22 protein-coding genes are annotated in these 18,842 nt (G+C 71.0%); 16 read left to right on the top strand and 6 right to left on the bottom strand.

Features of this window, described 5'->3' with window-relative positions; genetic code table 11:
* The first annotated feature begins 55 nt into the window (after positions 1-55).
* The gene (locus KFLA_RS15520; protein ID WP_012920752.1) at positions 56-1,018 is read left to right on the top strand and encodes a putative RNA methyltransferase; all 963 of its coding nucleotides are present in this window, start codon (positions 56-58) and stop codon (positions 1,016-1,018) included.
* A 98-nt stretch (positions 1,019-1,116) separates the two neighbouring features.
* Here the strand turns inward: KFLA_RS15520 and KFLA_RS15525 are convergent, their stop codons facing one another.
* The gene (locus KFLA_RS15525) at positions 1,117-1,785 is read right to left on the bottom strand and encodes an FMN-dependent NADH-azoreductase (RefSeq protein ID WP_012920753.1); all 669 of its coding nucleotides are present in this window, start codon (positions 1,783-1,785) and stop codon (positions 1,117-1,119) included.
* A gap of 118 nt (positions 1,786-1,903) precedes the next feature.
* On the opposite strand from KFLA_RS15525, the gene KFLA_RS15530 reads away from it, so the two are divergent.
* Complete coding sequence (locus tag KFLA_RS15530) at positions 1,904-2,443, top strand: MarR family winged helix-turn-helix transcriptional regulator (protein WP_012920754.1); 540 nt, start codon at positions 1,904-1,906, stop codon at positions 2,441-2,443.
* A 12-nt stretch (positions 2,444-2,455) separates the two neighbouring features.
* On the opposite strand, the gene KFLA_RS15535 is transcribed toward KFLA_RS15530, so the two are convergent.
* Both KFLA_RS15535 and KFLA_RS15540 read right to left on the bottom strand, forming a co-directional pair.
* A complete protein-coding gene (locus KFLA_RS15535) occupies positions 2,456-3,118 on the bottom strand; it encodes a response regulator transcription factor (RefSeq protein ID WP_012920755.1) in 663 nt (220 codons plus the stop codon).
* Positions 3,115-4,377, bottom strand: a complete 1,263-nt coding sequence (locus KFLA_RS15540) for a sensor histidine kinase (RefSeq protein ID WP_012920756.1) — start codon at positions 4,375-4,377, stop codon at positions 3,115-3,117. Before KFLA_RS15540 ends, KFLA_RS15535 begins: the two co-directional genes overlap by 4 nt.
* 410 nt (positions 4,378-4,787) lie before the next feature.
* Between KFLA_RS15540 and KFLA_RS15545 the strand changes: the two genes are divergently transcribed.
* The 13 genes from KFLA_RS15545 to KFLA_RS15605 all read left to right on the top strand — a co-directional run bounded on the left by KFLA_RS15545 (position 4,788) and on the right by KFLA_RS15605 (position 15,931).
* Positions 4,788-5,810 carry an ABC transporter substrate-binding protein gene (locus KFLA_RS15545; RefSeq protein WP_012920757.1) on the top strand — a complete coding sequence of 341 codons (1,023 nt, stop codon included), beginning with the start codon at positions 4,788-4,790 and terminating at the stop codon, positions 5,808-5,810.
* A gap of 2 nt (positions 5,811-5,812) precedes the next feature.
* Positions 5,813-6,607 (top strand): ABC transporter ATP-binding protein, encoded by a 795-nt coding sequence (locus KFLA_RS15550; RefSeq protein WP_012920758.1) that lies wholly within the window; start codon positions 5,813-5,815, stop codon positions 6,605-6,607.
* A complete protein-coding gene (locus KFLA_RS15555; RefSeq protein WP_012920759.1) occupies positions 6,604-7,383 on the top strand; it encodes an ABC transporter permease in 780 nt (259 codons plus the stop codon). Before KFLA_RS15550 ends, KFLA_RS15555 begins: the two co-directional genes overlap by 4 nt.
* Positions 7,380-8,468 (top strand): Ldh family oxidoreductase, encoded by a 1,089-nt coding sequence (locus KFLA_RS15560; RefSeq protein WP_012920760.1) that lies wholly within the window; start codon positions 7,380-7,382, stop codon positions 8,466-8,468. Before KFLA_RS15555 ends, KFLA_RS15560 begins: the two co-directional genes overlap by 4 nt.
* The gene (locus KFLA_RS15565) at positions 8,468-8,863 is read left to right on the top strand and encodes a RidA family protein (protein ID WP_012920761.1); all 396 of its coding nucleotides are present in this window, start codon (positions 8,468-8,470) and stop codon (positions 8,861-8,863) included. The genes KFLA_RS15560 and KFLA_RS15565 overlap by 1 nt, the downstream gene beginning before the upstream one ends.
* Before the next feature lie 54 nt (positions 8,864-8,917).
* Positions 8,918-9,769: a fumarylacetoacetate hydrolase family protein gene (locus tag KFLA_RS15570; protein WP_012920762.1), complete on the top strand. Its 852-nt coding sequence runs from the start codon at positions 8,918-8,920 to the stop codon at positions 9,767-9,769.
* Positions 9,766-10,467, top strand: a complete 702-nt coding sequence (locus KFLA_RS15575; RefSeq protein WP_012920763.1) for a GntR family transcriptional regulator — start codon at positions 9,766-9,768, stop codon at positions 10,465-10,467. Before KFLA_RS15570 ends, KFLA_RS15575 begins: the two co-directional genes overlap by 4 nt.
* Positions 10,464-11,192: an SDR family NAD(P)-dependent oxidoreductase gene (locus KFLA_RS15580; protein ID WP_012920764.1), complete on the top strand. Its 729-nt coding sequence runs from the start codon at positions 10,464-10,466 to the stop codon at positions 11,190-11,192. Before KFLA_RS15575 ends, KFLA_RS15580 begins: the two co-directional genes overlap by 4 nt.
* Positions 11,193-11,195: 3 nt before the next feature.
* A complete protein-coding gene (locus tag KFLA_RS15585; protein ID WP_012920765.1) occupies positions 11,196-12,785 on the top strand; it encodes an FAD-dependent monooxygenase in 1,590 nt (529 codons plus the stop codon).
* Positions 12,785-13,189, top strand: coding sequence for a cupin domain-containing protein (locus tag KFLA_RS15590; RefSeq protein ID WP_012920766.1), 405 nt, complete (start codon positions 12,785-12,787; stop codon positions 13,187-13,189). Before KFLA_RS15585 ends, KFLA_RS15590 begins: the two co-directional genes overlap by 1 nt.
* A 1-nt stretch (position 13,190) precedes the next feature.
* Positions 13,191-14,087 (top strand): amidohydrolase family protein, encoded by an 897-nt coding sequence (locus tag KFLA_RS15595; protein ID WP_012920767.1) that lies wholly within the window; start codon positions 13,191-13,193, stop codon positions 14,085-14,087.
* A gap of 79 nt (positions 14,088-14,166) precedes the next feature.
* Positions 14,167-15,132 (top strand): zinc-binding dehydrogenase, encoded by a 966-nt coding sequence (locus KFLA_RS15600; RefSeq protein ID WP_012920768.1) that lies wholly within the window; start codon positions 14,167-14,169, stop codon positions 15,130-15,132.
* A gap of 106 nt (positions 15,133-15,238) precedes the next feature.
* The gene (locus KFLA_RS15605) at positions 15,239-15,931 is read left to right on the top strand and encodes a GntR family transcriptional regulator (protein ID WP_012920769.1); all 693 of its coding nucleotides are present in this window, start codon (positions 15,239-15,241) and stop codon (positions 15,929-15,931) included.
* 68 nt (positions 15,932-15,999) lie between these two features.
* Here KFLA_RS15605 and KFLA_RS15610 read toward each other — a convergent pair whose 3' ends face one another.
* The 3 genes from KFLA_RS15610 to KFLA_RS15620 form a co-directional block, all read right to left on the bottom strand.
* Positions 16,000-16,464 carry a PPOX class F420-dependent oxidoreductase gene (locus KFLA_RS15610; RefSeq protein WP_012920770.1) on the bottom strand — a complete coding sequence of 155 codons (465 nt, stop codon included), beginning with the start codon at positions 16,462-16,464 and terminating at the stop codon, positions 16,000-16,002.
* Positions 16,465-16,496: 32 nt separating this feature from the next.
* The gene (locus tag KFLA_RS15615) at positions 16,497-16,880 is read right to left on the bottom strand and encodes a hypothetical protein (RefSeq protein ID WP_012920771.1); all 384 of its coding nucleotides are present in this window, start codon (positions 16,878-16,880) and stop codon (positions 16,497-16,499) included.
* 234 nt (positions 16,881-17,114) lie between these two features.
* A complete protein-coding gene (locus KFLA_RS15620) occupies positions 17,115-17,645 on the bottom strand; it encodes a hypothetical protein (protein ID WP_041289341.1) in 531 nt (176 codons plus the stop codon).
* 58 nt (positions 17,646-17,703) lie between these two features.
* Between KFLA_RS15620 and KFLA_RS15625 the strand changes: the two genes are divergently transcribed.
* Positions 17,704-18,300, top strand: a complete 597-nt coding sequence (locus KFLA_RS15625) for a hypothetical protein (RefSeq protein ID WP_041289342.1) — start codon at positions 17,704-17,706, stop codon at positions 18,298-18,300.
* The last annotated feature ends 542 nt before the right edge of the window (positions 18,301-18,842 follow it).

An 18,842-nucleotide genomic window follows, 5' to 3' on the forward strand; every position in this document is an offset into this window, starting at 1 on the left:
CGGCCGCTACCACGGTGGGTGCGGCGGATGCGGCCGGGCGGGGGAGAATGCTGCGGTGCGTGCTGATCTGGTGTCTGTGCTGCGTTGTCCCGTCTGCGCCGACGGGCTGGCGCCGGCCGACCGTACGGCGCGGTGCCCGCAGGGGCACTCCTACGACCTGGCTAAGCAGGGCTACCTGAATCTGTTGCCGCCGGCATCAACCGGGATCGACGGCGACACCGCGGAGATGGTCGAGGCGCGGGCCGGGTTCCTCGGAGCCGGATGGTACGAGCCGATTCGGGCTGCTCTCGTCGACAGCCTGCCGCCGACCGGCGACGCGACGCTCAAGGCCTCACCGGCCGCTGGCGCCACGCCCACACCGGCCGCTGGCGCTGCGCCCACACCGGCCGCTGGCGCCGGGCCCACACCGGCCGCGGGCACGGCGGCCGTGGGCGCGGCGTCCGTGGCGGAGCCTGATCGGCTGGCCGTGGAGGTCGGCGCTGGAACGGCGTACTACCTGGCCGGAGTCGTCGCGGCCGGATGGCGCGGAATCGCGACGGACGTGTCACGGTACGCGGCGCGACGGGCGGCGAAAGCCGGCCCGGCCATCGGGTCCGTCGTCTGCGATGCCTGGCGGGAGCTGCCGCTGCGGGACGGGGTCGCGGACGTGATCCTCGACGTCTTCGCCCCGCGCAACGCCCAGGAGATGGCTCGCATCCTGGCGCCCGGTGGCACGCTGCTGGTGGTGACCCCGAATCAGGAGCACCTCGGCGAGCTGGTCGAGCTGCTGGGACTCATCCGGGTGGACGAGGAGAAGGAACGACGGCTGGTCGAGTCGCTCGAGGGTTTCGAGCGCGTCGGGCGCCGTGCCGTGGAGACCACGATGCGGCTCGACCATGCGGCGATCGAGCAGCTGGTGGCGATGACGCCCAGTGCGCGGCATCTCGATCGTGCCGTGCGGGCGCAGCGCATCGGCGTACTGGCTGAGCCGGTCGAGGTGACGTTGTCGGTGACGGTCTCGTCCTGGCAGCGCGCCTGACGATCGGGCGCCGGCTCGAGCTCGGCGCCCGGAGGTCAGGGCAGTGGTCAGCTCACGCCCAAGTCGGCTTTCACCCGGGCAGGCTGGTCAGCCGAGGATCAGGCCGCGGTGGTGGTGAGAATGCGAGCGACCTCGGCGGCGTGCTCCTCGGCGGTGCTGTGCGCCTCCTGCTGGGAGACCTTGGAGGCGTCGATCAGCTGCTCCATGCCGGGAGTGACCGGGGCGAGCGTGAGCTCGGCCGCGGCGATGCGGACCTTCATGTTGAAGACCTCGCCGAAGATCCGGCTCAGGTACGGCGTGGCGTGGTCCCAGCCTTCCTTCGGTGCGCCGGGACCGTAGCCACCGCCACGGGCCAGGGTGAAGATGACCGGACGGCCCGCGACCTGGCCACCGCCGGTCAGCAGTTCCTGGTCGGTGAGCAGCACGTCGAGGTAGGTCTTCACGTGCTGGGCGATGCCGTAGTTGTAGAGCGGGACGGCGAGCAGCACGGCGTCGGCGGACTTGAACTCGTTGATCAGGGTCTCGGCCAGTTCCTTGGCCTCGGCGGCGTCGGCGAAGGACGCTCCATTCGGCACGGGCTGGCCGAACTGGGCGCCGATCAGCGCTGCCCAGACCCCGGTCGGGATCGGCTGCAGGCCCAGGTCACGGCGGAGTACGACGCCGTCCGGGTGCTCCGACTTCCAGGCCGCCTCGGCGCTGTCGGCCAGCGCCCGGCTGACGGATCCTTCGACCCGGATGCTGGCGTCGATGCGAAGCAGGGTGGTCATGGCGTTCCTTCCCAGAACAGACAAGAGGTTCAGCTCGCGGTGAGCTGCGTTGAAGATAATCTGTCTGGCAGAACATATTCAAGTCAGATCGTATTCCGGGTGGCGTACACCCCGTACGATGGGAGGCGTGACCAGTTCTTCGCCCGAAGCCCGCACCCAGGGGGCCGCCGGTACGTCCGTCGAGGCCGACCTCGGCTGGGCGCTGGGCGTGGTCTTCCGCCGGTACGCGAAGCAGGGCGCGGCTGCGCTCGACGGTGTTCCGGGCGGTCCGCGGGGCTACCAGGTGCTGGCCACGGTGAACGCGGCCGGGCCGAAGCGGCAGCTCGACCTGGCCAATCAGCTCGACATCGACCGGACGGTGATGACGTACCTGCTCGACGACCTGGAGAAGGCGGGCTTGGTCCAGCGACAGGCCGACCCGGCCGATCGGCGCGCGCGGCTGATCGTGGCCACCGAGCAGGGCGTGGAGTTGCTGTGTGACCTGGAGCGCAGGCTCCGGGACACCGAGAACGAGATCCTCGGCGGGCTCGACGACGGCGAGCGGCTGGTCTTCCGCATGCTGCTGCAGCGCGTCGCCGTCCAGGCCGACGCGGTCGACCCGCTGCACAACGCCTGTGACGTTGCCGAGGAAGCCGGCCTCGGCATCACCGAGACCTGACGCTCACAGCGTCTACTGCAGCGGGACGAAGCCCGACTCGTAGGCGAGAATGACGGCCTGGGTGCGGTCCCGGGCGCCCAGTTTGCCGAGCAGGTTGGCGACGTGCGTCTTGATGGTCTGGACCCCGAGCACGAGCTCCGTCGCGATCTCCGCGTTCGACAGCCCCTTCGCCATCAGCCGAAGCACCTCCTGCTCGCGCTCGGTCAGGTCGTACCGCGCGAGCCCGGTGAACTGGCGTGGTTGCTGCTCGGCGTGGGCCAGGGCAAGACCGCGGATCGCCTCCGGGAACAACAGCGACTCGCTGCCCGCGACCGTCCGGATCGCCGCGATGATGTCGTCGGGCGGGGTCCGCTTCAGCAGGAACCCCGACGCCCCGGCGCGCAGCGCGTCGTACACGTAGTCGTCGTTCTCGAAGGTGGTGACGACCAGCACGCGCGGCGCCGGGTCGAGTCCGTCGAGCAGCAGCCGGGTGGCCTGGATCCCGTCGATCGCGGGCATCCGGACGTCCATCAGCACCACGTCGGCCCCGGTCCGGCGGACCAGCGGCAGAACCTCCGAGCCGTCGCCGGCCTCGCCGACCACCGTCAGGTCGGGCTCCGCGTCGATGATGGCGCGCAACCCGCTCCGGATCAGCGGTTCGTCGTCGACCACGACCACCGAGATGTCCACTGTCATCCTTTCGTCGTCACGGCCACCGGCAGGGTGACCGCGAGCCGCCAGCGGTCGCCGACCAGGCCGGCCTCGACCGTGCCCCGCAGTACGGCGACCCTTTCACGGATACCGGCCAGGCCGCGGCCGCCGCGGGTGGTTGACCCGGGAGCGGCCGACAGGTCGACCGGATTGGTCAGTTCGAGCAGCAGGCCGGCCGCGTCGAGGCTGAGGGCCAGATCGACCTCGACCTCGTCGGCCGGGCGGCCGGCGTGCCGGATCGCGTTGGTCAGTCCTTCCTGGACGATCCGGTAGGCCTCCCGGGAGACCGCGGCCGGCAACGTGCTCAGGTCGCCGGACCGGTGCACCTCGACCCTGATGCCGCCCGCCCGGGTCGCCTCGACCAGCCGGTCGACGTCGCCGAGCGTTGCCTGCGGGGCGGTCTGCGATCCCGGCCGGCGGTCGTCGCGCAGCAGCCCCAGCACGTGGTCGAGGTCGGCCAGCGCGGCCCGGGCCGAGGTCTCCATCGCGGCCAGCGCGGTCTCGGCGAAGGCGGGATCGGTCGCCAGCACCCGGCGGGCGGCCGCTGCCTGCAGGGTGACCAGGCTGAGCGCGTGCCCGACGCTGTCGTGCAGTTCGCGCGCGAGTCGGTTGCGCTCGGCGAGTGTCGCGGTACGCCGCTCGAGCAGCTCGATGCGCTCGGCGGGGGTCGGGCCGAGTACGCGGGGCGCGCAGTACGCGAGCAGCGCGCCGATGACGGTCGACAGCAGGAGCAACGCGACGACGGCGATCACCGCCGCGGCCGGCATCCACAGGTCGGTCCAGCGGCCGGTGACCGAGTAGTCGATGTCCGGGATCAGCTCGTACCGTCCCGGGTCGCGCAGCGGCGCCACGAGCAGCACCGCGCCGAGCCCGAACACGATGGTGCTGAGGAAGCCGACGAAGCCGCCGGTGAGCAGGTGCAGGCAGAACCAGAGGGCGGTCCGGCGCCGCTGCGGCCAGGTGCGCGACGGTCCGAGCGGGCGCTCCTCGAACCGGACCCCGAGCAGCGACTCGACCGCGATGCCCTCCACCTCGCGGACCGCGGGCAGCAGACCGAGCAGGACCGGCGGAACGATCACCGCGAGCGCGATCAGCAGTACCGTCGGGACGCTGGGCAGCGCGGAGTCGTTGACCAGAGCGACCAGGGCGGTGTCGACCAGGATGAACGCCAGCACCAGGGCAGCACCCAGCAGCAGGTAGACCCAGCGCAGGTACGTCGACCCGCGGAACAGCACGTTCGCCACGGCCTCATCCTGTCAAAGGATCCGGCCGCCGCCGTCCCTCGCCCGGGGGAGTGGTCTCACCCGGTCGAGGGACGCCGGCGTACGACGAAGGCGGGCCGACGGTTCCCGCTGGCCGGGAGCGCTTGCATGACCTGAGTCACAGATTGTCCGGGTTTACACAAATTTGATCACCGAGGGAGACATTCGGCCCGTCCGACCGTCGCGATCCGGTGGCCGGGCGGGTACGGTCTGTGGTCGGGGCGGGCTGCCCGTCCGACCGGGCGGGCAGGGGGAAACGGCCTCAGGACGGGCGGCACAGCGGGTTCTGCGGGGACCCGGCACGGTGGAGGTAAAGTCACCGTGAAGTCCCCGAGGGCCGATTGACCGCTCTTCCATATTTGATGTTTGATCAAATATCGGAGAGGAGCAGCATGAGGTTCAGACGTTCGGCCGTCGCTGGGGTGGCGGTCCTCGCACTCGCTCTGGGCAGCGGGTGCAGTGACGGCGAGACGGGTCAGAACGGAGGTGACTCCCTGGCCAAGGTGAGCTACCTGACGTCCTTCAACACCTTCGGCCGCGAGGCGTACGCATACGTCGCCCTGGAGAAGGGCTACTTCAAGGAGGCCGGCTTCGACGTCACCATCACGCCCGGCAGCGGCACGGTCGACGTGCTCAAGCTGGTCGCCGGTGGCCAGGCCGACTACGGCATCGGTGACTTCACCGCGACCGTGATCACGCTGGGCAAGCAGAAGCTGCCCGTCACCACGGTGGGCATGGTCCACCAGAAGTCGCTGGCCGCGATCGTCGCCCTGGAGGGCGGCAAGATCAACAGGCCGGAGGACCTGCCGGGCACCAAGATCGGCGACCAGCCGGGCTCCACCAACCAGGTGATGTTCCCGGTCTACGCCAAGGCCGCCAAGATCAACCCGGACGAGACGAAGTTCGTCGCCAACCCGCCGCCCGCGCTACCGCAGCTGCTGTCGGCCGGCACGGTGGACGGCATCGGCCAGTTCGTGGTCGGGGTGCCGCTGGTGGAAAAGGCCGACTCCAAGAAGCGCAAGGCCGTCGTGCTGCCCTACGGGAACCTGCTGCCGGACCTCTACGGCAACGCGATCATCACCCGCACCGACCTGGCCAAGGACCACCCGGACCAGGTGAAGAAGTTCACCACGGCGCTGCTCAAGGGTCTGCAGGACACCATCGACGACCCCGAGGCCGCGGCCAAGACGCTGAAGAAGCACGTGCCGAACACCGACGTCGAGGTGGCCACGGCCGAGCTGAAGCTGATGAAGCCGTACGTCAAGCCGGAGAACTTCGACGGCGCGCTCGGTCAGGTCGACCCGGCCCGGGTGCAGAAGATCATCGATCTGCTCGAGGAGGCCGACGCGGTCGCCCCGAAGGGATCGATGAAGCCGGCCGACGTCGTCAACGACGCCCTGGCTCCGAAGGGCTGACCATGATCGAGCTGGACGGGGTGGGTCAGGTCTTCGATGGCCGCGGGGGCCGGGTCCAGGCGCTGGACGCCATCGACCTGCACGTCCGGCAGAACGAGTTCGTCACACTGATCGGCCGGTCGGGGTGTGGCAAGTCCACGCTGCTGCGGCTGATCGCGGGACTGCTGCCCCCGACGTACGGCGCGGTCGCGGTGGCGGGGGAACCCGTCACCGCGCCGCGGCGGGACGTCTCGTTCATGTTCCAGCGGCCGGCCCTGCTGCCGTGGCGCTCGGTGCTGTCCAACGTGATGCTGCCGGTCGAGATCTCCGGTGGCGGGGACGTCGGCCGCAAGGAGTACAAGGACCGGGCGCACGAGCTGCTGGAGCTGGTCGGACTGGCCGGGTTCGAGCGGCGGCTTCCGCACGAGCTGTCCGGCGGCATGCAGCAGCGGGTGTCGCTGTGCCGGTCGCTGATCCGGCGGCCGCAGGTGATGCTGATGGATGAGCCCTTCTCCGCCCTGGACGCGCTGACCCGCACTGAGCTCTCCGAAGAGTTGCAGCGCATCCAGATGGAGCTGGCGACCACGATCGTGTTCGTCACCCACTCGATCGAGGAGGCCGTGCTGCTGGCCGACCGGGTGGTCGTGCTGACGCCGCGGCCGGGCCGGCTGCGCGAGGTCGTCGAGATCGATATCCCGCGGCCGCGCACGCTCGGCACCAACGCGCACCTGACCGAGGTGGCGCAGATCAGTGGCCGGCTGCACGGCCTGCTGTCGGAGAAGACCCATCCGGCCGACGCGCCCGAGGCGACCCGATGACCGGACGCTCCTGGCTGACCACCTCGCGCACCAGCGCGGTCGTGCTGCCGCTGGTCGGCGTGGTCGGGGTGATCGCGCTGTGGTGGCTGACGATCGTCGTCTTCGGCATCGAGCAGTTCCTGCTGCCCACCCCGAAGGACGTCGTACTGCGCTTCCTGGAGCAGCCGGGGTACCTGTTGCAGCAGACCTGGGTCTCGCTGGTCGAGTCGCTGGCCGGGTTCGCGCTGGCGATCGCGCTCGGCGTACCGATCGCGCTGCTGATCGTGCGTTCGGCGATTCTCGAGCGGCTGGTCTACCCGCTGCTGCTGGCGGTGAACGCGATCCCGAAGATCGCGATCGCGCCGCTGCTGGTGGTCTGGATGGGCTTCGGCCAGTTCCCGAAGATGGCGATGGCGCTGCTGGTCTGCTTCTTCCCGATCGTCATCTCGACCGCGCAGGGCATGAAGTCGACCCCGGCCGAGCTGGTCGAGCTGCTGCGCTCGCTGAAGGCCAGCAAGACCCAGGAGTTCTTCAAGCTGCGGTTCACCTACGCGCTGCCGCAGATCTTCACCGGCCTGAAGGTGGCCATCTCGCTGGCCGTGATCGGTTCGGTGATCGGTGAGTTCGCCGGGTCCACCGAAGGCCTCGGCTACGTGATCTGGAACTCCGGCGCCTCGGCCGACACCCCACTGGCGTTCGCCGCGATCGGGTTGCTCAGCCTGATGAGCATCGTGCTGTTCTACGGCCTCGTGCTGCTGGAGCACCTGCTGCTGCCATGGGCTCAGGAGACGCGATGACCACCCAGGCGTCCGACGCGGACCGCCGCGTCCTGGTCCGGCCGGCCTGGCTGGAGGCGACCGTGTCGTCGGTGTTCACCGCGCTCGGGTTCGAGCCGGTCGACGCGGGCCAGATCGCGCACTCGCTGGTCGAGGCCGACCTGCGCGGCGTCAGCTCGCACGGCATCATGCTGGTCCCGATGTACGTCGAACGCCTGAACGCGGGCGGCGTCACCCGGGAGCGCGAGCTGGACGTGCTGCACGACGCCGGCGCCGCGATCGTCGCCGACGCGCGCGGCGGCATGGGCCAGCTGTCCAGCCCGCAGGCGATGGGCCTGGCGATCGAACGCGCCGGCCGGTACGGGATCGGGCTGGTCTCGGTCCGCAACGCGCACCACTTCGGCGCCGCCAGCCGGTGGGCCGTGCAGGCCGCCGACGCGGGCTGTCTCGGGATCGCGATGTCGAACACGACCCCGCTGATGCCTGCCCCCGGCGGTGCGGAGCGGGTGGTCGGCAACAACCCGCTGGCGATCGCCGTACCGACCGAGGCCGGCGCCGAGCTGGTGCTCGACATGGCGCTGTCGGCTGTTGCCCTGGGCAAGATCCGGCTGGCCGCCGCGGCCGGCCGGCCGATCCCGGACAACTGGGCGACCGATCCGTCCGGGCTGCCGACCACGGACGCCGAGGCGGCCGTGCTGGGGATGCTGCTGCCGGCCGCGGGCCACAAGGGTTTCGGGCTGGCGCTGATGATCGACGTGCTCACCGGAGTCCTCAGTGGTGGTGGCTGGGGGGACCGGGTCCGGCCGCTGTACCGGGAGCCGGACCGGCCGAACGACTGCGCGCACCTGTTCCTCGCGATCGACCCGGAGCTGCTGGGTGGGATCGAGGGGTTCCGGCAGCGGTCGTCGGCCCTGGCCGAGCGGGTGCGGAACAGTGCCACCGCGCCCGGTGTCGACCGGTTGTACCTGCCGGGGGAGATCGAGGCCGATCGGGCCCGGCAGCAGCGGCGGACCGGCGTCCTGGTCGAGAGATCGGGGCTGGACGGTCTGCTGGCGGCGGCCCGCGCGGTGGGCGCCGTGGTTCCGACAGGAGGGGGGCAGGACTGATGCCGAAGACACAACTCACCAGCGCCGCGCTGCGCAGCCCGAACGGGGTGTTCTCGCAGGCGACCACGATCGAGGCGACCGGCCGGCTGGTGTTCGTGTCCGGGATGACCGCGCGGCGGCCGGACGGCAGCATCGCCGGGGTCGGTGACATCACCGAGCAGACCCGGCAGGTGTGCGAGAACGTGCAGGCCGCGGTCCGCGAGGCGGGCGGCACGCTGGACGACGTCTGCCGGGTGGACGTGTACGTGCGCAACATGGAGGACTTCGCCAAGATCCACGAGGTCCGGGCGCAGTACTTCCACGAGCCGCTGCCGGCCTCGACGATGGTCGAGGTCAGCAAGCTGGCCCACCCCGACTACCTGATCGAGATCTCGGCGATCGCGGTGATCGCGTGACAGGACGGCCTGGGGCAGGTGATCGCGTGCGTGGAGTCGAGTGGGTGTGCTGACATGAGATTCGTGACACTGGAGTACGCCGGTGGCGAGCGGCCCGGCGTAGTGGACGGCGACGACGTCGTCCTGCTCCCGTACGACGACCTGGTGGCCGTCATCGAGGCCGGTCCCGGCGCGGTGCTGACCGGTGAGCGGATCCCGTTCCGTCAGGCTGAGCTGCGGGCGCCGCTGCGGCGGTTCCGCCGGGACATCCTGTGCACCGGCTGGAACTACTGGGACCACTTCGAGGAGAGCCGGGGCAAGCGGGAGGGCCAGGACGTCGACCGGCCCGAGCACCCGACGTTCTTCACCAAGGGACCGGACGTGGTGGTCGGCCCGTACGACCCGATCGCCTACGACCCGGCGATCTCGGCCAAGTGGGACTACGAGGCCGAGCTGGCGCTGGTGATCGGTACGACCGGTCGCAGCATCGCGCCCGAGAACGCGCTGGACCACGTCTGGGGCTACACGCTGGCCAACGACGTCTCCCAGCGTGACCTGCAGCGGGCTCACGGCGGTCAGTGGCTCAAGGGCAAGAGCATCGACGCCACGATGCCGCTGGGACCGTGGATCGTGACGCCGGACGAGCTGGGCGACCCGCAGGACGTCCAGCTGCAGTGCCTGCTCAACGGTGAAGTCATGCAGGACGCGTCGACCAAGCAGATGGCGTACGACATCGCCACGCTGATCAGTGAGCTGTCCTTCGGGATGACACTGCGCCCGGGCGACCTGCTGCTCACCGGTACGCCGTCGGGTATCGGGAACGCGCGGGAGCCGCAGGTGTTCCTCAAGGAGGGTGACGAGGTCGTCACCCGGGCCGGCAAGATCGGGGAGCTGCGCAACACGCTGGTCTACCGGGAGCTGGCGTGACCAGTCGGCTCGAACTCCTGCCAGGTGGCGGACGCGGCGGTCGGCGTACGCTCGCCGAGACCGCTGCCGCTGAGCTGCACCAGCTGATCCTGTCCGGCGAGCTGCCCAGCGGTACGCCGTTGCGGCTGGTGGAGCTGGCCAACCGGCTGGAGATGAGCCAGATGCCGGTCCGGGAAGGGCTGCGCAGGCTGGAGGCGCTCGGACTGGTCGACATCATCCCGCACCGGGGCGCGTGGGTCCGTGAGCTCTCGCTGGAGGACCTGCGGGACACCCACGAGACCAGACTGGCGCTGGAGAGCCTCGCCGTACGGGCTGCGGCCGAGCACTTCGGAGCGGAGGACGAGCAGAAGGCCGTGGCGGCGCTGGAGGAGCACCTGCGACTGTCGAGAGCCGACGACTCGGTCGGTGCGCGGCAGTCGCACGCTGACTTTCACTTCGCGCTCTACCGGGCCGGGGGGTCGCAGTGGCTGGCACGGGCGATCGAGCCGGTCTGGCAGAACAGCGAGCGCTACCGGTTCGGCAGTCGGCAGACCGCTCCTCAGATCGAGCGCAACCGGCAGGAGCACCAGGCAATCCTGGACGCGTGTGTCGCGCGGGACCCGGACGCCGCCGAGCAGGCCCTGCGCGACCACCTGGCTGGCGCTGTGCAGCGGATCACCGAGACGATGACCTCGAAGCAGAAGGGGACATCGGCATGAAGGTGAGTTTCGACGCGACCGGCGAGGTGGTGGTGGTGACCGGTGGCGCCCGCGGCATCGGTGCGGCGCTGGCCTCGGCCGTGGTCGCCCGCAGCGGCACCGCGGTGGTCTTCGACATCACACCACCGGCCGACCAGCGGGTGGAGTACGTCGAGGTCGACGTGTCGGACCGGGAAGGCGTGTTCAAGGCGGTCGGCGCGGTGGTCGAGCGGCACGGCCGGATCGACGGCCTGGTCGCCGGTGCGGCCGTCCAGCCGCGCGCGGCCGTGCTGACGATGGACCCGGCCGACTGGACGCACACCCTGAAGGTGAACCTGGATGGCGTGGTCTGGGCCTGCCAGGCGGTCGTGCCGCACATGGTCGACCGGCGCAGCGGCTCGGTGGTGGTCTTCACGTCGGGCTTGGCCGCGACCGGCTTCCCGCACGCCGCGGCGTACGCGTCGAGCAAGGCGGCGCTGACCGCCTTCGCCCGGACGCTGGCCGCGGAGGTGGCCGAGCACCGGGTCCGGGTGAACATCGTCGCGCCCGGCGTGATCGACACCGACCAGTTCCGGACCGCCAATGCCGGCGCCGACCTGGCGCACTGGCGGGACACCACCGGCATCGGCGACCCCGAGGACGTGGTCGGCCCGCTGCTGTTCCTGCTGTCCGACGCGGCCGCGATGACCGGGTCGCAACTGACCCGCGAACGGGCCTTCGCCCGGCTGACCGACCTCACGGAGTGATGCGTGACACCGACTGACCAGCAGCTGCCCGTCGCCGTCGTGGGCGCCGGGCCGATCGGCCTGACCACCGCCCTCGGGCTGGCGCACTACGGCGTACCGTTCGTGCTGCTCGAGGAGGACGCCGTGCTGTCGTCCGACACCAAGGCCGGCACCACGCTGAGCCGGACGCTGGAGATCTGGAACCGGTACGGCGCGGTGGAGGAGATCCTGGCTGCCGCCCTGCGGATCGACGAGATCGGTGACATCGACCGGGCCACCAACACGCCGCGGGCCTCGGTCCAGCTGGCCGAGCTGGTCAACGACACCCAGTTCCCGTTCGTGATCAACCTGCCGCAGCAGAAGATGGAGCCGATTCTCGCGGCGGCGCTGCAGCGTGCCGGCGGCAGTGTGCTCACGCAGCACCGGCTGGAGTCGTTCGACGTGCTCGACGACCGCGTCCTGCTGCGGGTGGCGACGCCGGACGGCCCGCGCGAGATCGAGGCGTCGCACCTGCTGGCCTGCGACGGCGGCCGGAGCAAGATCCGCGACGCGCTGGGCGTGGCCGTGAGCGGCGAGACGCTGCCCGAGCGGTACATGCTGATCGACGTCGTCGTCGACCTGGACGTCAACAACGCCCGCGACTACCCGTACCTCGCGTACTTCGCGGACCGGTCGGAGTGGATGGTCCTGATCCGGCAGCCCGACAACTGGCGGTTCCTGTTCCCGCTGGCGGCCGGGGCCGAGCCACCGACCGACGAGAACCTGCTGGTCAAGGTCAAGCAGTTCATCGGCGAGGTGGACCGGATCGAGCTGCTCGGCTCGGTCGTCTACAACGTGCACCACCGGGTCGCCGACCAATGGTCCCGGGACCGCAAGGTGTTCCTGATGGGCGACGCGGCGCACCTGATCACGCCCATGTGGGCGCTGGGCCTCAACACCGGAGCGCTGGACGCCTCCAACCTCCCGTGGCGGCTGGCCTGGGTACTGCGTGGCTGGGCCGGGCCGGAGCTGCTCGACGGCTACGAGCAGGAGCAGCGCCCGGTCGCGATCAACGGCTCCGGTGAGATGGCCGAGGCCGCCCGGAAGTACATGTCGCACCAGCGGGGCGCCGTCACCGCGGCGGGCAGCGACTGGGCGACGGCGTACACGCGGACGCTGCTCGGCGTACGGCTGGACGTGGACGGGGAGGGGGACTGGTCGATGGTGATGACCAGTGCGGAGCCTCCGGCGGTCCGAGCGGGTGACCGGGCGCCGGACCTTGCGCTGCAGGGGCCGAAGGGGCGAGAGACGATCCACGGGCTCTGCAAGGACTCGTTCGTGGCGCTGTACTTCACCGACGTGCGGCGGCGCCCGGAGATCCCGGTCAACGACTCGCCCGCGCTGAGGCACTACGCGGTGTCCCGGTGGGACGCGCCGCACGACTCCGGGCTGCGGGACCGCTCGCTGTTCGACCCGGGCAGCATCGTCACCAGCCGGTACGGCGTACCGGCGGAGACCGTGGTCCTGCTCCGTCCGGACGGGCACGTGGCGGCCGTGGCTCCGCTGCGGCCCGGAGTGGCGGACGAGCTGTACACGAGGATCACCGGCCGGCCGGTCCCGCGGGAGAGTGAGTGATGGCGTCCTTCGACGAGTCCCTGAACGACCAGCTGCGCGAGGTGCTGCTGCAGACGGACGACCTGGCGTGGGTGGACAAGTCCCTGGCCGGGCTGTCCCACAAGATGCTGTGGCGCGACCCGGAGACCGAGGCGTCGATCGCGTTGGTGCGGTTCGAGCAGGGCTCGGGCATCCCGTCGGAGCACAAGCACGCGTCGAACCAGTTCATGTTCTGCCTGTCCGGCCGGTACGTGTACCTGCCGACCGGGACGACGCTGACCAAGGGCAGCTTCTACTGGAACCCCAAGGGCGTCGTGCACGGTCCGACGCTCGCCGAGGAGACCTCCGTGCTGCTGGAGGTGTACGACGGCCCGCACTACCCGGAGCGGCCGTCCTTCTACGACAACGACGAGGACGCACGCTGAGATGGCCGGCTGGGACGTCCACACCCACCTGATCCCGCCGACTGTGCTGGCTGCGGCCCACAGCGGTGAGTTCGGTCTGTCCATCGACAGCGGCTTCTTGGTGGTCGCGGGCAAGGAGCGGCTGCCGCTCGGCAGGCTCGCTGACCCGGCCGCACTACTGCAGTGGATCAGCGACCAGGAGCTGGATGGCGCAGTGGTGTCGGTGCCGCCGGCGCTGTTCCGGTACGACCAGGGCGTCGAGTGGACCGCGCTGGTCAACCGGGGACTACGCGAGCTGGCGACCCCCCAGCTGCGTGTGCTCGGCCATCTACCTCTGCTGCACGCTTCAGCTCCCGCCATCGCGTCGGCACTGGGGGAGGAGGGCGTCTTCAGCGGCTTCGCTCTCGGCACGCCGGGGCTGACCGGTCTGGACGCGGTCTGGAAGGTGCTGGACTCGTTGCAGGCCTTCACGCTGATCCACCCTGGGCACAGCCCAGACCCGCGACTGGATGCGTTCTACCTGTCGAACCTGCTCGGAAACCCTTACGAGACAGGGCTTGCGGCGGCCGAGCTGGTGTTCACCGACGTACCGGGTCGTTTCCCGGGCATCAGGTTCTGCCTGTGCCACGGTGGTGGCGTGACGGCGGCGCTGGCCGGTCGCTGGCAGCGGGGGATCGACACCGCCCGGCCGGGCATCGAAGCGCCGTCGCTGGCCGTTGCCGAGGCACTCCAGCGGTTCGCGGCGGACGACCTGGTGCACGACCCGGCCGTGCTTCCGTTGCTCGAGTCGACCTTCGGTGAGGTGCTGGCCGGTAGCGACTGGCCGTTCCCGATGGGCAGCGACGGGATCGATCCGCGCCGGGCCGTGGCGACCGAGGCGCTCACCCGACCGCTCGGCGCGGAGGCCGCGCTGCCGTGACACGGATTGTTCCGCAGCACCAAGATGTGATCAGATATCAAATGCCGGTGGGGGTTATGGGTACGAATGGGGTGGGTGGATGAGCGCGCGACAGGGCACCGTGCTGCGCTGCTACGGGCCGGGTCAGCAGCTGAAGGCGGAGGACGCCGAGCTGGTCGCCGGAGCCGGCGAGACGCTGGTCGAGATGCACGTCGCCTCGGTGACGCAGCTGGACCGGACCGTGCTGGCGGGCAAGCTCGCGCAGCAGCTGCAACCGCCGTTCGTGCCGGGGTCCGAGGGCGCCGGAGTGGTGGTCGACTCGCAGCAGTACGAGCCGGGGACGCGCGTGGTGGTCCGTGGCGGCGGCGTCGGTGTCGCCCGGTCCGGGACGTGGGGCTCGTTGGCGGTGGTACCGGACATGTCGATCCACCCGGTGCCGGTGGGACTCGACGCCACCGATGCCCTGGCCCTGCTGGCTCCCGCTCTGACCGCGCACACCGCCGTACGCCGGGTGGCGCAGGTCGTCGAGGGCGAGACGGTCGTGGTGACCGGTGCGACCGGATTGGTCGGCCGGCTCTGCGCTGCGGTGGCTCGGGCAGCCGGTGCCTACAAAGTCGTCGGGCTGGCTCGCTCCGACGAGTCCGTGCACGTGCTGAACGGTCTGGTCGACCAGGTGGTCCGGGTGGACGAGCTGGGTCAGGTCGGCCGGGAGCTGCCCTGGTGCAACGCGGCGATCGACACCGTGGGTGGCCCGGTCACCAGCGGGGTGCTGAGCCACATCACGCCGGGCGGGCGGATCGCCGTACTGGGCTACAGCGCGGGGGAGTTCGCCACGCTCGACCTGCACCAGCTGATCGGGCGGGACCTGCGGGTGCTCCCGGTGAACATGCAGCGCACCACCATCGAGCCAGGCACGGTGTCACAGGTACTGGCGGACATTGCGCCGGCTCCCATCACGCCGGACGTGGAGCTGGTGCCCGCGACGCACGCCGAGGAGGCGCTGGACCTGCTGGCCGCCGGTACGACGGAGCGACGGGTTCTGCTGGATCTCACCCGGCTGCGATGAGCTGGGCGCGGGCAAACCGTCGCGGGAACCACCGCGAAGCCTGTCTCCCCGCTACGGTTACCTCCCAGACGTGTACGCGGTGGACGAGAGAGGCAGCCCACACTCCATGACCCGACGACTCGAGCTCACGCCCGGGGGACCCAGTGGCCGGCGCACTCTGGCGGAGGAAGCCGCTGCGGAGCTGCACGAGCTCATCCTGTCCGGTGAGCTGCCGAGCGGGACGGCGCTGCGGCTGGAGGAGCTGGCCAAGCGGCTGGACATGAGCCAGATGCCGATCCGGGAAGGGCTGCGCCGGATGCAGGCGCTCGGACTGGTGGAGATCATCCCGCACAAGGGGGCCTGGGTCCGGGAGCTGTCGACGGAGGACCTGCGCGACACCCACGAGACCCGGCTGGCGCTGGAGACGCTCGCGGTCCGGGCCGCGGCGACCCGGTTCGCCGAGTCGGACGCGACGCTGGCCCGGGCCGCGCTCGCCGAGCACGTCCGGCTGTCCCGGGCCGGCGACATCATCGCCTCCCGGCAGGCGCACACCGAGTTCCACTTCGCGATCTACCGCGCCGGTGGCTCGCGGTGGCTGCCGCGCGCGATCGAACCGGTCTGGCAGAACAGCGAGCGGTACCGGTTCGGGTCCCGGCAGACCAAGGCCCGGATCGAGCAGACCCGGCGCGAGCACCAGGCCATCCTGGACGCCTGCGTCGCGCACGACGAGGCCGGCGCGGACGCGGCGCTGCGCGAGCACCTCGAAGGCGCCTTCCGCCGGATCAGCGAGACGATGGCCCGCCGCTCCAGCCAGGACTGACTCCGTACGCCGGACCTGCTGCCCGCCGGGTCAGGCCGGGTCGGTCAGTCCGGCGGGGACGGCCGGGGTCAGTCGGCGAAGCGGGCGGGGAAACCGCCGGTGGCGACCGGGCCCCAGCGGGTCGGGGTGATCCGGATCAGGCACTTGCCCTGCGTGCGCATCGCCTCGCGGTACTCGTCCCAGTCCGGGTGCTCGCCGGAGATCGAGCGGTAGTAGTCGACCAGCGGCTCGACCGCGTCCGGCAGCTCGATCACCTCGCCGGTGCCGTCGACCTGCACCCAGGCGCCGTTCCAGTCGTCGGACAGCACCAGCACGCTGGTCTGCGGGTTGCGCTTCACGTTGGTCGCCTTGGCCCGCTCCGGGTAGGAGGAGATGACGATCCGGCCCTCGGCGTCGACACCGCCCGACACCGGGGAGGCCTGCGGCGTACCGTCCTGGCGGGTGGTCATCAGCAGCATGTGGTGCCGCGGGCGGATGAACTCCAGCAGCCCGTCGAGGTCGACCCGGTGGTTCGTGGCGATCGTTTTCGGCATGTCGCCCAGCCTAGGGCGTGGCCTGCGCCCGGTCAGAGCACCGGGGTCTCGTGCACGCTCAGCCACCGTACGCCGTACCGGGCGGTCGGGTCGGGGACCAGCACGGCGGTGACCCGGCGCAGCGAGCCGACCGAGTGCCGCTCCAGGAACCGGCAGACCACCACCTGGTCGGTACGGACCAGCAGCTCGAACTCCTCGATCCCGATCTTCAGCCCCGGCACGGCGTTCCGGGCGCCGGCCAGCGCGCCGGCGAGCGCCGGCAGATCGATCCGGACGCCGTCGATCGCGACCAGGCTGAACTCCGGCCGGTGCATCGCCCGGAACGTGTCGAGCAGCCCCGGCTCCGCCTCGCTGCCGAGCCAGCGGGCCAGGTCCTCGTGGTGCCGAACCACCTCGGCGAAGATCAGGTCGGTCATGGGGCCTCCCGGCCTGGACTGAGGAGTGGAGGGAGCGCAGCGACCGGAGTGACGAGGGAAGGGCGGGAGTTCCAGCCCTTTGACCCGCCGTGCCGGAGGCGCGGCATCAGTCCGGTCATGGGGCCTCCCGGCCTGGACTGAGGAGTGGAGGGAGCGCAGCGACCGGAGTGACGAGGGAAGGGCGGGAGTTCCAGCCCCTTGACCCGCCGTGCCGGAGGCGCGGCATCAGTACGGTCATAGGGCCTCCTTCTGTAGGAGTTGGTCGCGGTCGACCAGGTGCTCGAGCTCGTCCTCGTCGAGGGCGTTGATCAGCGCTTTGGTGCGCTGCGCCTCGGCCGTCGTCGGCAGCCACCCGGCGAGCAGGTCCGGCAGGAACAGCTCGTAGCCGCAGCGCGCCCGGGCCGTGTACCGGTCCCTGGTCCGGGCCACCGCGGAGGACACCCGGATCGCGTGCTCGTTGCCAGGAGCAACGCCGGGCCGGTCGGTCTCCCGGGCGGCGAACCGGTACCCGTTGGCCAGCTCGCACCGGTAGCACTCCAGCGCACCGGCTCCGAGCCCCTGACCGCACTCCGGGCAGGAGAGCTGCTTCAGCGCGCCGTCCACCACCCGCCAGTCGAACTCGGACGGGTCCTGCAGCACCACCTCGGCCAGGTCCCGCTCGTCCGTCGTCCCGACCTCCGCGCACAACTGCTGCCAGGCGGCGTCGATGCTGTCCTCGACCTCCCGCACAGCAGCCTGGTACCGCGGATGATCGACCCGTCGCATGTCCCGGAGTGTAGGGCGTGGGCGGTCTTCTGTCGGCCTGGTTTTGTACGCTCGCCCGGTGAGCCAGTACGCCGGTACGCCGCAGGCCGAGTTCCGGATGGCCGGGGAGACCCGCGGTCGCGCGATGGCGCCGATGCTGGTGCTGCTCGTGCTGTTCGCGGTGGTGCTTCTGCTGCTCGGATCACTCGGCGGAATCCTCGTCGGCATCCTGACCGCCGCGCTCGGCACGGTCCTGGCGGTCGGCTACCTCCTGCTCAAGCTCGACCGCACGATGGCGGCGAACGTGCTGCGCTTCGACGGCCGGGGCCTCCGCTGGGAGGCGGGTGGGGGAGTGGTGCACCAGGTGGCGTGGCCGGACGTGACCGGGATCGGCTCGGTGAACGTCCAGCTGACTCCGCGGCGGCGACTGCACGTCGGCCCGGTCCCACGGACGGTGCAGGCGTCGATGGCCGACGACGGGCTGCACGGTTGGTCGACCGTGACGCTGCCGGCCCGGGTGCCGGCGGTGATGCGACAGGCGCTGGCCGTGATGCCGGTCGACCAGGCGTCCGGAAAGCGGCACATCGGCATCCCGCTGAGCGCCTTCGACCCCGCCTGGCGGACCGGCCCGATCGGAGCCTGGATCCGCGCTCACCGCCCGGACTTGCTGCGCTGATCCGCCACGCCGGGGGCTGTGGACGGCCCGATTGACACAGTCGAACAGGTGTTCGAACATGGTCCTGTGACGGGGACTCCAGCAGTTGACCAGGCCGAGGCTGATCCGGCCCGCCCGGGCCGGATCACCGCCCTCGCCCAGGCGCGCCTCCTGCTTGCCCGGGCTCACCAGCAAAAAGCCGCCCGCACCGCCGCCCTGGCCGGCGCCACCTCCACCACTCAGCCCGTCGGCTCTGACACCTCGCCTTCCCCCGGACCCGGTTTGGCCCCGCCCTCCGGCGCCCACCCTGCCGCCTCCAGCGCCGCTTCCGGCGCCTCGCCTTCCGGGCCGGCGGTCTCCGCCCCGGAGGCCCGGGTCCTTACGCCTTCCGCCTTCGCCATGGACGCCGCCCCACCCAGCTCCACCTCCTCGTCCTTCGCCGCGGCTCCGGCGCCCTCCGCCTACGCGGGGGACGCCCGCCCGTCCTCCGGCTCCACCCCCTCGCCCTTCGCCGCGAAGGCCACCACCGCTCCATCCTCCGCCTCAGCGGATGCCTCGCCCAG

The organism is Kribbella flavida DSM 17836 (genome assembly GCF_000024345.1).
Lineage (GTDB): Bacteria > Actinomycetota > Actinomycetes > Propionibacteriales > Kribbellaceae > Kribbella > Kribbella flavida.